Below are 11,589 nucleotides of genomic sequence, written 5' to 3'. Positions count from 1 at the left end.
CTTTTCTTATGCGGCGTAAAGAACGTCGCGGATGGCCATCAGGCCGCGCTCCGTCTCTGCCTTTGGGGCCACCAGCGCGGCCCTGATAAACTCATGTCCGGGGTTCAGCCCGTCGATCTCACGCGCCAGATACGCGCCCGGCAGCACGCGCACACCGGTCTCCGTCCACAGCTTCAGCGCCGCTGCCTCGCCGTCACCAACAGGCAACCAGAGAAAAAAGCCCGCCTCGGGTGACATGTATCCCGGCACGTTGCCCAGGATGCGGTCCGCCATGTCGTACTTCTCGTGATACTGCGCCCGGTTCTGGACAACGTGCGCCTCATCCGCCCAAACCGCCGCCGCAGCATGTTGCAGGGGCGTGGGCAGCGGCGTGCCCGCATAGGTGCGCAGCTGCTTGGCCTCCCGAATGGTCGCGGGTCCACCGACAATGAAACCTGACCTCAGACCCGGCAAGTTCGACCGCTTCGACAGCGAATGAAACGCGACAACCCGCTCGGGGTCCGCATCCCCAATGCACTCCAGCACACCCACAGGCGGTACATCGCGGTAAATCTCGGAATAGCACTCGTCGGCAAAGACCTGAAAATCGTACTGCTCGGCCAGCGCAATCAAATCTTGCCAATAGCCCTTGCCCGCCACGGCCCCCTGCGGGTTCGCAGGCGAACACATGTAGCAGGCCACCGTTCGGTTCAAAATCTCCGGATCAACCGACGCGTAATCCGGCAAATGCCCCGTCTCCGCCGTCGCAGGCACCAGCACAGGCTCCGCTCCCGCCGAAATCGCCGCCAGCATATAGACCTGGTAAAACGGGTTCGGCATCAACACGACCGGCTGCTGCCCGTTCTTCACCTCCGGGCACAGGGCCATGCCCGCATTATAAAGCCCCTCGCGCGTCCCGTTCAGGGGCATCACATTGGCATCGGCATCCATCGCCACGCCATAGCGGCGGCCCAACCAATCGCAAAACGCCTGCCGCAACTCCGGCAGACCTTCGTTCGGGGGATAGTTGTTGAACCCCGCGGCATGTTCCGTGATCACATCCGTGACCCAAGCGGGAAAGGCATGTTTCGGCTCGCCAATGGTCATATGCACCACGTCGCCACCCGGCTCGTGATGATCGAGCAGAGCGCGCAGACGCGGAAACGCATAAGCCGGAAGGTTCGAAAACCGCTCGGGAAACTTCATCAAACTGCCTCAGGTTCGGGATCATTCACGCCCCGTTTGCAACAAGGATACCCCAACCGCGACTCCCCCGTCCAGAAAAACCGGGCCAAACGCCCAACTTGTGGCAAATCCGCCAACAGGCCCTTCTTCTCTTTGAAAATACGGCGGGGAGTTTGAGGGGTGGAACCCCTCATCAGCAAACATGAATCGCGTCGCCGCAAGGCGTCCTTCGGATCAGCTCAACGCCTCTTCCGCCGCGACCCCCAACCGCAACAACGCCTCTTCGCCACCTCGAAAACCCATCATCATGATCCCGCAACTGGGCACGCCCGTGGGCAAGGTCAGCGCACAAATCCCCATCAAATTGCCCACCCGGGTGTTGCGCAGCGCCAGCAGGTTCTCGGTCTTGTAATAGTCGCCATAGCTGGTCAAACGCTCCAGATTTGGCGGCACATTCGGCGCCGTCGGCGCCAGCACCGCATCATAGGGCGCCACAGCCATATCCCAGGCCTGCCGCACGGCCTCCAGCTTGGCCCATGCGGCATTGTAATCGGGCGCGCTGAATGCCTTGCCCAGCCGAAACCGCTGCAAAATCTCCGAATACATCGCCTCGGGCTGCGCCTCGATCACATCACGCCACAGCCCGTACACCTCACCCGGCATCAACGGCCCCGCCTGCGCCAGCGCCTCCTCCAACTCCGGCACTTCCAGCGGCTCCACCACGGCACCCGCGGCACAGAGCCGCTCCACCGCACTCTCATAAGCCGCCCGCGGCGCGTCCCGAATGTCGTCCAGCACCACCGTCTTCAACAGCGCAAAGCGGCGCCCCTTCAACGACGCGCCACGCAGATCACAGGGCGCACGCCCCTCCATCACCGCCATCAACAGGGCGGCATCCTCCACCGTCCGCGTCAACGGCCCCACCGTATCGAACTTCAGCGACAAGGGGACACAGCCCTCCAGCGACAACCGCCCGTGGGTGGTCTTCAACCCCACCAGATCGTTCCACGCGGCTGGAATACGCACCGACCCGCCCGTATCCGACCCGATGGCCGCAGGCGCCAGCCCAAAGGCCACCGACGCCGCCGCACCCGAGGACGACCCCCCCGGCACAGCCTCCGCATCATTCACGCAAGGCGGCGTCGCGGTCGACGGGTTGTACCCCAACCCTGAAAACGCCAACTCGCTCATATGGGTCTTGCCCAGACACACCAGACCCGCCGCCGTCGCATTCTGCACCACAACAGCATCGCGGTCCGGCACACGACCGGCCAGCAGGTTCGATCCCGCCTCGGTCCCGTCCCCGGCGGTATCGAACAGGTCCTTCCAGCTGACAGGCACACCATCCAGCACCGACAACCGCCGCCCCGACGCCGCACGCGCGGCAGCCGCGCGGGCCTCGGCCATCGCCCGATCCCGCGTCAATCGGGCATATACCCGATCCCGCAGCTCATGCCCCTCAATGCGCTCGAAAAACGCGCGGGACAACGCAATCGGATCAACCTCACCCGCACCAATGGCGCGGCCCAGATCCGCCGCACTCTTGCCCAACCACTCCTGCATGCCCGCCCTCCGATCACTTCGGCCAGACGGTAGCGACGTCGCAGCGCATGGACAATCCCAAGCGCCCGGCCATATTGCGGCACATGACCCATGACAGCGATATCCTGATCGTCGGCGGCGGGCTCTCCGGCCCGATCCTCGCCCTTGCCCTCGCCCAGACGGGGCACAGCGTCACGGTCATCGACGCGCTCGGGGAAAAGGTGCGCAAGAATGCGGGCTTCGACGGGCGCAGCTACGCGGTGGCGCTCACCTCGCAACGGTTGCTGGACGGGATCGGCCTCTGGGACAGCATCGCAGACCACAGCCAACCCATGCTCGAGATCAAGGTCTCGGACGGGCGCGCAGGCGAAGGGCCCTCGCCTTTCTTCATGCACTTCAACCATGCCGAGATCGAGGAAGGGCCGATGGGCTACATGGTGCAGGACCGGCATATCCGCCGCACCCTGCTCGACGCCATGGCGGCGACAAAAAACATCACCCATCTGGCAGGCGAAACCGTCACGGCACAGGACATCGCACCGGGGTCGGCCACCGCGACACTCGCTTCTGGCAAAACGCTCACAGGCAAGGTGCTGATCGGCGCCGACGGGCGCGGCAGCGGCACCGCCACCCGCGCAGGGATCAAGCGCACGGGCTGGGGCTATGGCCAGACGGCACTGGTCTGCGCCATCGCCCATGAAAAGCCGCATAACGGTATCGCGCACCAGTTCTTCATGCCGCCAGGTCCGCTCGCGATCCTGCCCCTGCCCGGCAATGTCTCCTCCATCGTCTGGAGCGAGACGGACGACAATGCCCAACGATTCAACGCCCTGCCGGACGCCGACTATCTGACCATGCTGCGCCCCCGTTTCGGCGACTTTCTGGGCGACATCAGCCTCGCCGGGCATCGCTACACCTACCCGCTGTCGCTGTCGCTGGCACAAAACCTCATCTCCGACCGGCTGGCACTGATCGGGGACGCAGCCCACGGCGTCCACCCCATCGCGGGGCAGGGACTGAACGCTGGCATGCGCGACATCGCAGCACTGGCCGAGGTGATCACAGACGCCACCCGCCGGGGCGAAGACATCGGCAGCCTCGCCGTGCTCAAGCGCTACGAAGAATGGCGCCGCTTCGACAACACCGCGCTGGCCATGGCGACGGACGGTTTCAACCGACTGTTTTCGAATGACAATTCATTGGTGCGCGGCCTGCGCGACATTGGCATGGGGGTGGTGAATGCCTTGCCCGGCCTGCGCCGCAGCTTCATCCGCGAGGCCGCTGGCCTCACCGGAGACCTGCCACGCCTGATGCAGGGCCAACGCCTCTGACGGGCGCACGACGCGTGCGCCTTACGCGCCCCTCGTAAGGCGGAGGTGTCCTCCGCCCGGCACCATCAATCCAGCTTGCGGGCCTCGTCTTCCAGCATGACAGGAATACCGTTGCGGATGGGATAGGCCAGATTGGCCGCCTCGGAAATCAATTCCTGTTTCTCCGCATCATAGCGCAGCGTGGCATGGGTCAGCGGACAGATCAGCGCCTCCAGCATGTGGCGATCAATCTCGATGCTCATTGCATCATCTCCCCTTCGCCACCGCGCAGCGCGAACTCGATCAATGTGACCAATGTCTCGCGGCGGGTGCTCAGCGACGGCGCCTCAAGCAGGGCCTGTTTGTCCTCGGGATCAAAGTCCAGCATCATCGACAGCGAGTTGATCAGCAACTCGTCATCCGCGTCCTTCAACGTCTCCCAATCCGCCGAAAGCGATTGCGCCGCGAAATATCGCCCCAGCAAGTCAAGGAAGACGGGCCGGTCAAATGTCGGGTCTTCCTCCGTGCGGCCCTGATCGCGATCAAACCCGGTCCACGACACTTCGCACCGGCGGTAGGGGGTGAACCCGTCCACCTCGGTCTGCACGCGAAAGCGCGAAATGCCCGACAATGTTATCAGATAGCGATTGTCTTCGGTTTCCGAAAACTGCGTCACCCGTCCGGCACAACCAATGGTTTGCAAGCCGTTGCCCTTGCGCCCTTCAACCTCGTTCGGCTGCACCATCCCGATCAAGCGACCGGGTGTTTTCAACGCATCGTCCAGCATCTGAAGGTAGCGCGGCTCAAAGATGTGCAGCGGCAACCGCGCGCGCGGCAAAAGCAGCGCCCCCGGCAACGGAAAGATCGGGATCACACCGGGAAGGTCAGCCACTTTTATCATGTCGTGTCAGCTAGCCCGCAAACGGCCTCAGGCAAATATCATCGACGACAGTTTACGCCGACCGTTCAGGACCACCGGATCGTTCGGTTTCAACGCATCAAAGATGGTAAAGAGCTGCTCCTTGGCCGCGCCCTCGTTCCACTCACGATCCCGGCGGAAAATCTCCAGCAACTCGTCCACCGCGCTCTCGGCATCTCCGCTGGCATGCAGCGCTTGCGCAAGGTCAAAGCGCGCTTGCAGGTCGGTCTCGTCCGCCTCGACCGCAGCACGCAACTCCGCCACCGGCCCGGCATCGGCGGCCTGTCGCGCCAGTTGCAGTTGCGCATGGGCCGCTTCCAGTTCGGCACTCTCCGAAATCTCTGCCGGGGCACCGTTCAGGATCGCCTCGGCCTGGTCCAGATCGTCCATCGCGATATGCGCGCGGACCAAGCCGCCATACGCACCAGCATGGCTCGGATCTTCGCCCAGGATCGCCGCAAAGGTCTGCGCCGCATCCACCGCCGCCCCCTCGGTCAGCATCTCTTCGGCGGCGGCGACAGCCTCGTTCAGGCTGTCCCCCGGCGCCTCGCCTCCCGCCGCCTTGATCACCCGCTCCACAAACGCCGTGATCTCCGATCCGGGCAGCGCACCCTGAAACCCGTCCACCGGCTGGCCCTTGAAAAAGGCATAGACGGTCGGGATCGACTGGATCTGCAACTGGCCCGCAATCATCTGGGCCTCGTCCACATTGACCTTGACCATCCTGACCGCGCCCTTGGCGGCCTTCACCGCGTCTTCAAGCATGGGGCCAAGGGTCTTGCACGGGCCACACCACGGCGCCCAGAAATCGACGATGATGGGCACGGTCTGCGATGCCTCGATGACATCCTGCATGAAGGTGGCTTCCGATCCGTCCTTGATCAGGTCGGCGTCAGCGGGTCCGGCGGACAGTCCCAAATCCATCATATCGTCATTCCTTCGCAGCGCGTTCAGAGGGCAGCAGATGGCGCTTTATATGGACCTCAATCCGCCCCGTGCCAAGTCGGTAAGGTCAATCTGCATCAGCGGCAGCGTGCGGCCCGCGATGGCCTCGGACGGCACGCGCCCGATCTCGCGCGCGCCCATGCGTGCATAGAACGGCGCCGCATCCGGGTCCGCTTCGATCTCCATCCGCTTGGCACCCGCCGCACGGGCCGTCTCAATGGCCCACTCCATCAGGGCGCGGCCAACGCCCCTGCCCATCCCTTCGGGCGCCACGAACAGCTTGTCCACCTGAGCCATCTCACCCTCGATCCCCAGCTTGCACAGACCCTGCGGCACCCCGTCGTCAAAAACAACAAGCCGCTCGCTCTCGAAATCCAGCGGAGACAGCTGCAACACAGCGCGCGCCGCAGCCATGAAATCCGCGTCATAGCCCCAATGCGCCTTGGACCGGTGCATCATCGCGGTCAGCGCATCCCGCTCCTCAATCCGCGCGCGCCGGATCACAGATCGAACGTCGCAAAGACCGGCGCATGATCGCTCGGCTTCTCCCACCCCCGCGCGTCGCGCAGGATCCGGCTGGAATGCGCCGCGTTCGAGATGTCGGGCGTGGCCCATACGTGATCCAGTCGGCGGCCCTTGTCGGCCGCGTCCCAATCCTTGGCGCGATAGGACCACCAGGAATAAAGCTGCCCCTCCGGAATATCCGCGCGTGTGACATCGACCCAACCGCCCGCGTCCTGCGTTTCGGCCAGATGCTCGACCTCGATGGGCGTGTGGCTGACAACCTTCAAAAGCTGCTTGTGCGACCACACATCATCCTCGCGCGGGGCGATGTTCAGATCACCGACAAGGATGGATTTCTGCGGCTTGTCCCCATGAAACCAGTCGCGCATGTCGGTCAGGTAATCCAGCTTCTGCCCGAACTTCACGTTCTTGTCGCGGTCGGGCACGTCGCCGCCCGCAGGCACATAGAAGTTGTGGACGGTCACGCCGTTCTCAAGCTGCCCCGCAATGTGGCGCGCATGGCCCAGATCCGCGAAATCCTGCGCGCTCGATTCCACCATCGGGATCTTCGACAGGATGGCGACACCGTTGTAGCCCTTGTCGCCGCGCGCCACCATATGGGTATAGCCCAGCGCCTCGAACCCTTCGCGGGGGATCTTGTCCACCGGGCTCTTGCACTCTTGCAGGCACAGCACATCGGGCGCGTCTTCCTGCAGCAGCTTCAGGACGATGGGTTCGCGCAAACGGACGGAATTGATGTTCCATGTGGCAAGGGTAAAGGACATGACAGGACGCTCCGGCTCGGGATTTTCCAGCAGAGTAAACGGGGCCGGGCGGGGCCTCCACCCGGAAAACGACGCGCGGCCTGGTCGAGATATAGGGTCGGGCCGATGGACACCGCGAAACACACGCACCCGTCACGCCGTCACGCCAATTGCGCCATACGGTCCAGCCTGCGCCCAAAGCCGGCCTTGCCCGACGACGCCAACCGCCCGCCTGCTTAGACGACATGACCCGAACCTGCGCCTGCCGATCCTGGTCGAGGGCACAGACAGCCTTTGGGACGCCGACATAATCGCCTGTCGCCTGTCATACATCGCGGGATCAGATTTCTGGCGCGCCGGACGGACAGCCCCCGACATGATCCGGTGGATCAGGTGGGGCCGCGGCAATTTTGGGCCATGGCGTTGCGACAGATCGGCGTACCGATGGGCCATGTCGGGATGATCGGGCACACCCTCGGTGATGGATGGCACACCGTGGAAAAAGGCGGCGCAAGGCGTGATGTCGGCGATTGCAGACATCTCACCCGCAACATGGCGGCGTCCGGCAAGTGCGGCCTCCCGCCAGACGCATTCCATCCGTGCCGCCGGTCGCCCGACATCTGCGACAACCTCGTCCCAATGATCTTGTCTCCGAAGAAACTCAGACCGTTGCGCCCGACATCGTCGACATGGCGAAACACCCCACGTTCGATCCGCCGGTTCCACATCTCGACCGTCGGCCGCTCCTTCGCCATCGTTGCCGCAAGCGGTGGTGGGGCGATTCGTTGCCTCGACACACCGGCAGACGGCGACGCGTTCAGCGATATGGGCCTCATCCTTGAGTTCCGGCACCGGCAGCGCGCCTTGCGACTTCTTCTGCTTGAACGGGGACTATCCGTCGACGCCGCTTGCCACGTCGATGTGCACGCAGGCCGACCGCACACCGCCCGCCCGATGCACCCCGCCCAAAATCACGCCCAAAATCTCGGCCAGCAGCGCCAGGATCGCGCGCGATGCTTTGCCGAAGTCGGGCTTTTGGTGTCCGAATGGCCTGCACGGTGTAGACTGTCATCACCAGATGGCCGTCAGGGACGGCCGTTCCAACCACGACCGGAGGGCACGTCGATGATCCACGCGGGGACAAGCCTCAAAACCAAGTGCCTGGGACCCAGGTATCCGGGCGACGCGCCATGAGCGACGCACCCTCTGTCGAGGTCAAGTCCCGCGCCGAACTGCGCGCGTGGCTGTCTGCCAACCACGCCACCGCCAACTCGGTCTGGCTTGTCGTTTACAAGAAACCGTCACCGCACCACCTGCCCTGGGGCGACGCAATCGAAGAGTTGCTCTGCTGGGGCTGGATCGACAGCGTCACCCGCAAGGTGGACGACGCCCGGTCGTCCTACCGCATCTCGCCCCGGAACCCGAACTCGGCCTGGTCCGCCGTGAACAAGGCCAAGGTCGAAGCCGCCCGCGCCTCCGGCGCCATGACGCCCGCGGGCGAGGCGCTCATTGACAGCGCACAGGCCAACGGGATGTGGGCGTTTCTGGACGATGTGGAACGGCTCGAGGTGCCTCAGGACCTCGCCCGGGCCCTGAAACAAGGCGACCTGCACGGCGTGTGGGATGCCTACCCCCGCTCCGTCAAACGGGGCACGCTCGAATGGATCAAGACGGCCAAGACCGCACCCACGCGCGCCAGGCGGATCACCGACGTCACCGCCTCCGCCCGCGCCGGCCAGCGCCCGTCCCCGTTCCGCAGGTAAGACCCCGTCCGTCCAGGGGCGGCCGGATCGGCCCAAGGCTTAACATCCGGTAAATCCGCCGCTGCAACCCCTTGATTTCATTCAGGCGTGCCGCAGTCCCACCATGGGACAGGCACCGGTCTCAATCCGGAATGGTCAGTTTCGCCACCAATTTCCGCGCGATCGGAGCCACCACCAAAACGATGGGAAAGGCAACGGCCCAACTGGGCAACCAGGCCCCGATCCACAGCCCCGGAAATCCAGCCACAGGCCCCAGCGTCAGAAGGGTCGAAATCCCCGACACCAGAAACGACATCATCCCGCTCAGAACGAAACCGAAGGCAATATGGGCATATCGGGCAGGGATCATCGCGGCCTCCTGGCTCATCTCTTCGGGCCCAGATGTACCGCATCCAGCACCACGCGCAATCACCCGCTCGGGCGCATCCAGTCGAGCGTTTTCTCCGTGCGCCCCTCTGTCCGATACTCGGCGCTGACCCATCCCTCATAGCCGCGGGCATCAATCGCCGCAAACAGGGCCGGGATGTCGACACGGCCCGTCCCCGGCGGGCTCCGCCCGGGCGCGTCACCGATCTGAATATGACGGATCAAAGGAAACATCGCCTCGAACACGCCCAGCGCATCTCCCGTGATCTCCTGTGCGTGGTAGCTGTCGAATTGCAGCCCGACATTGCGCGCACCCACGGCGTCGATCACCTCTGCAGCCAAGTCGAAACTGTCCAGAAAGTAGTCTGGCTGGCTTTGCGGGCAGAGCGGCTCCAGCGTGAGGGTCAATCCACCCGGCAAGGTCGCTGCGGCCCGCTTGAGGTTGGACACGAGCGTACTCCGCGCCGCCGCACCCGACCCGTCCCCGCTCATGACGTGAATGATCGAGGCGCCGAGCGCCTGAGCATAGCGCACGGCGCGGCGCATATCGTAATCGAACCGCGCCTCTCCGCCCGGCACAGCGGCAAAGCCGCGCGCACCGCCGGCGTAATTCGGCCCCGGCGCGTTCAGCAGCACAAATTGCAATCCGTTCCGATGCAGCGCCGCCTGTGTTTCTGGCGCGGGCACGTCATAGGGCTGTTGGACCTCAACCGCCAGAAACCCGGCCTCCGCCGCTGCATCGAACCGGTCAAGATAGGGCAACTCGGCCCAAAGATAGCTCAGATTGGCAGCGAAACGTGGCATTGGCCGGACCCTAGCCTGCCGTGCGGGCCGCCGCCAGCGCGATCAGAAGCTTTCAACCCAAGGCCGCAGGCTGAGCTCATTGGACCACGCGGATCGGTGCTGGTCTATCAGGTGTAAATAGCTTGTCGCGATCGCCTCCGGGTCAAGCATCTGGTCCGTCCCATCATCGGTCCGCTCAGCCCGCGCGGTATTCGAAATACCACCGTCGATGTTGACCCAGGCCACGTGGATGCCCTTGGGGTGCAGCTCGCGCGCCATGGACTGGGCAAGGCCCCGCTGCGCGAACTTGCCCATCGCAAAGGGCGCCGACTGGGCAAACCCTTTCACCCCGGCAGAGGCGCCGGTGAACAGGATCGTGCCGCGCTTTCCCGCCCGAGGCTCTTGATCCTGCATCACCCGGGCCGCCGCCTGACCCATCAAAAAGGCACCAAAGGCCGTGACCTCAACCGCGCGCCGCACAGCTTCCGGTTCGAGATCGGCAATCGGCCCGCGCTGGCGCGCCGAAGGGTTGTAGATCGCCACGCGCAAGGGCCCATCAAGCCCGGCAAACAGTGCCGCAACCGCCGCAGGATCGCTGCCGTCCAGCGCCACGGTGCGGGCCTCCGTCTGGTGCGCCAGATCCGCCAGCTTGTCCGTGTTCCGCGCACCCAGAACCAGATCGTAGCCGCGGCCGTGCAATTGCCGGGCCAGCGCTGCGGACAGGCCACTGCCCGCGCCGATGATCAAAGCCGTGCCTTGGGTCATAATCGAACCTCCTGCCGGGCGGACGACACGTCCGCGTTACGACAGAAGGTGCAAGAACCGCATCCGCTTGGCCATCGAAGAAATCGCACACCGGCTGTGCACATCGTAAGGCGCAGGTGTCCTGCGCCCGCAGGTCAAGGCAGCTCGTCCGATGGGATAATGCCAAAGAACTGGCCCGAGGACCAAATGCCGAACCACCCATCGTGATGTGTGCCCAGATCCACCAGCCGGTAGAAACTCTTGCGGTCGATCAGCGCCTCGAGGCCCGCGCGGATCAGGACATAGGGCGACGGCTCGCCCGTTTGTGCTTCCCGCTCCACCCGGATGGGATGCTCTGGCCCCGCCTCGGCGACATCATCCACATGGGTCACAAACCGCAGCACCTGATCTTTGCCTTCTCCCGACGCCTCGAAGTCGATGGCGACAAAGGGCGCATCCTCCACCGTGATCCCCACCTTCTCGACCGGGGTCACGAGGAAATACTTGCCATCCTCACGCTTCAATATCGACGAGAACAGCTTGACCAAGCCGGGCCGCCCGATGGGTGTGCCCTGGTAAAACCATGTCCCGTTCCGGGCAATCCGCATGTCCAGATCGCCACAGAACGGCGGGTTCCACAGGTGCACCGGCGGCAAACCGCGTGTTTTTGCAGCAGTGATAGACGCCACAAGGCCCTCGGCGTCTGGTGTCACGGTTTTTTGTCCGCTCATATCTTTTGCCATTCTCCACTAAGGCAATAGGTTGGTATCAACGATCATATATTC

General features: G+C 64.1%; 14 protein-coding genes. 2 read left to right on the top strand and 12 right to left on the bottom strand.

Annotation, left to right across the window (positions count from 1 at the left end; translation table 11 throughout):
* Positions 1-6: 6 nt before the first annotated feature.
* Together BWR18_RS17875 and BWR18_RS17870 are read right to left on the bottom strand one after the other, a co-directional pair.
* Entirely contained in the window at positions 7-1,185 is a 1,179-nt protein-coding gene (locus BWR18_RS17875) for an aminotransferase class I/II-fold pyridoxal phosphate-dependent enzyme (protein ID WP_076629766.1), read from the bottom strand.
* 213 nt (positions 1,186-1,398) lie between these two features.
* On the bottom strand, positions 1,399-2,727 hold the full coding sequence (locus BWR18_RS17870) for an amidase (protein ID WP_076629765.1): 1,329 nt from the start codon (positions 2,725-2,727) through the stop codon (positions 1,399-1,401).
* A gap of 83 nt (positions 2,728-2,810) precedes the next feature.
* On the opposite strand from BWR18_RS17870, the gene BWR18_RS17865 reads away from it, so the two are divergent.
* Positions 2,811-4,037: an FAD-dependent monooxygenase gene (locus BWR18_RS17865; RefSeq protein ID WP_254684894.1), complete on the top strand. Its 1,227-nt coding sequence runs from the start codon at positions 2,811-2,813 to the stop codon at positions 4,035-4,037.
* Between the two features lie 65 nt (positions 4,038-4,102).
* Here BWR18_RS17865 and BWR18_RS17860 read toward each other — a convergent pair whose 3' ends face one another.
* From BWR18_RS17860 to BWR18_RS17835, 6 genes are all read right to left on the bottom strand, one after another.
* Positions 4,103-4,279: a Trm112 family protein gene (locus tag BWR18_RS17860; RefSeq protein WP_076629763.1), complete on the bottom strand. Its 177-nt coding sequence runs from the start codon at positions 4,277-4,279 to the stop codon at positions 4,103-4,105.
* A complete protein-coding gene (locus tag BWR18_RS17855; protein ID WP_076629762.1) occupies positions 4,276-4,917 on the bottom strand; it encodes an LON peptidase substrate-binding domain-containing protein in 642 nt (213 codons plus the stop codon). Before BWR18_RS17855 ends, BWR18_RS17860 begins: the two co-directional genes overlap by 4 nt.
* 27 nt (positions 4,918-4,944) lie before the next feature.
* A complete protein-coding gene (locus tag BWR18_RS17850) occupies positions 4,945-5,862 on the bottom strand; it encodes a thioredoxin family protein (protein WP_076629761.1) in 918 nt (305 codons plus the stop codon).
* A gap of 45 nt (positions 5,863-5,907) precedes the next feature.
* Complete coding sequence (locus BWR18_RS17845; RefSeq protein WP_216637307.1) at positions 5,908-6,384, bottom strand: GNAT family N-acetyltransferase; 477 nt, start codon at positions 6,382-6,384, stop codon at positions 5,908-5,910.
* Positions 6,381-7,169, bottom strand: coding sequence for an exodeoxyribonuclease III (locus tag BWR18_RS17840; protein ID WP_076629760.1), 789 nt, complete (start codon positions 7,167-7,169; stop codon positions 6,381-6,383). Before BWR18_RS17840 ends, BWR18_RS17845 begins: the two co-directional genes overlap by 4 nt.
* A 132-nt stretch (positions 7,170-7,301) precedes the next feature.
* Positions 7,302-7,688, bottom strand: coding sequence for a hypothetical protein (locus BWR18_RS17835; protein ID WP_157598829.1), 387 nt, complete (start codon positions 7,686-7,688; stop codon positions 7,302-7,304).
* Positions 7,689-8,338: 650 nt separating this feature from the next.
* On the opposite strand from BWR18_RS17835, the gene BWR18_RS17830 reads away from it, so the two are divergent.
* Complete coding sequence (locus tag BWR18_RS17830) at positions 8,339-8,911, top strand: YdeI/OmpD-associated family protein (RefSeq protein WP_076629758.1); 573 nt, start codon at positions 8,339-8,341, stop codon at positions 8,909-8,911.
* Between the two features lie 121 nt (positions 8,912-9,032).
* Here BWR18_RS17830 and BWR18_RS17825 read toward each other — a convergent pair whose 3' ends face one another.
* The 4 genes from BWR18_RS17825 to BWR18_RS17810 form a co-directional block, all read right to left on the bottom strand.
* Positions 9,033-9,260 (bottom strand): DUF2798 domain-containing protein, encoded by a 228-nt coding sequence (locus BWR18_RS17825; RefSeq protein WP_076630411.1) that lies wholly within the window; start codon positions 9,258-9,260, stop codon positions 9,033-9,035.
* Positions 9,261-9,319: 59 nt separating this feature from the next.
* Entirely contained in the window at positions 9,320-10,081 is a 762-nt protein-coding gene (locus BWR18_RS17820) for a hydroxypyruvate isomerase family protein (RefSeq protein ID WP_076629757.1), read from the bottom strand.
* Positions 10,082-10,123: 42 nt separating this feature from the next.
* Positions 10,124-10,825 (bottom strand): SDR family NAD(P)-dependent oxidoreductase, encoded by a 702-nt coding sequence (locus tag BWR18_RS17815; RefSeq protein WP_076629756.1) that lies wholly within the window; start codon positions 10,823-10,825, stop codon positions 10,124-10,126.
* A gap of 134 nt (positions 10,826-10,959) precedes the next feature.
* The gene (locus BWR18_RS17810) at positions 10,960-11,535 is read right to left on the bottom strand and encodes a DUF1285 domain-containing protein (RefSeq protein ID WP_076630410.1); all 576 of its coding nucleotides are present in this window, start codon (positions 11,533-11,535) and stop codon (positions 10,960-10,962) included.
* Positions 11,536-11,589 lie beyond the last annotated feature (54 nt).

Origin of the sequence: Tateyamaria omphalii (assembly GCF_001969365.1) — a bacterium.
GTDB classification, from domain to species: domain Bacteria; phylum Pseudomonadota; class Alphaproteobacteria; order Rhodobacterales; family Rhodobacteraceae; genus Tateyamaria; species Tateyamaria omphalii_A.
This window is presented reverse-complemented; position numbering and strand designations above follow the sequence as displayed.

Coding starts and splice junctions, on each gene's coding strand:
- BWR18_RS17875 (WP_076629766.1), bottom strand. CDS start 1,185: ATGAAGTTTCCCGAGCGGTTTTCGAACCTTCCGGCTTATGCGTTTCCG.
- BWR18_RS17870 (WP_076629765.1), bottom strand. CDS start 2,727: ATGCAGGAGTGGTTGGGCAAGAGTGCGGCGGATCTGGGCCGCGCCATT.
- BWR18_RS17865 (WP_254684894.1), top strand. CDS start 2,811: ATGACCCATGACAGCGATATCCTGATCGTCGGCGGCGGGCTCTCCGGC.
- BWR18_RS17860 (WP_076629763.1), bottom strand. CDS start 4,279: ATGAGCATCGAGATTGATCGCCACATGCTGGAGGCGCTGATCTGTCCG.
- BWR18_RS17855 (WP_076629762.1), bottom strand. CDS start 4,917: ATGATAAAAGTGGCTGACCTTCCCGGTGTGATCCCGATCTTTCCGTTG.
- BWR18_RS17850 (WP_076629761.1), bottom strand. CDS start 5,862: ATGATGGATTTGGGACTGTCCGCCGGACCCGCTGACGCCGACCTGATC.
- BWR18_RS17840 (WP_076629760.1), bottom strand. CDS start 7,169: ATGTCCTTTACCCTTGCCACATGGAACATCAATTCCGTCCGTTTGCGC.
- BWR18_RS17835 (WP_157598829.1), bottom strand. CDS start 7,688: ATGTCTGCAATCGCCGACATCACGCCTTGCGCCGCCTTTTTCCACGGT.
- BWR18_RS17830 (WP_076629758.1), top strand. CDS start 8,339: ATGAGCGACGCACCCTCTGTCGAGGTCAAGTCCCGCGCCGAACTGCGC.
- BWR18_RS17825 (WP_076630411.1), bottom strand. CDS start 9,260: ATGATCCCTGCCCGATATGCCCATATTGCCTTCGGTTTCGTTCTGAGC.
- BWR18_RS17820 (WP_076629757.1), bottom strand. CDS start 10,081: ATGCCACGTTTCGCTGCCAATCTGAGCTATCTTTGGGCCGAGTTGCCC.
- BWR18_RS17815 (WP_076629756.1), bottom strand. CDS start 10,825: ATGACCCAAGGCACGGCTTTGATCATCGGCGCGGGCAGTGGCCTGTCC.
- BWR18_RS17810 (WP_076630410.1), bottom strand. CDS start 11,535: ATGAGCGGACAAAAAACCGTGACACCAGACGCCGAGGGCCTTGTGGCG.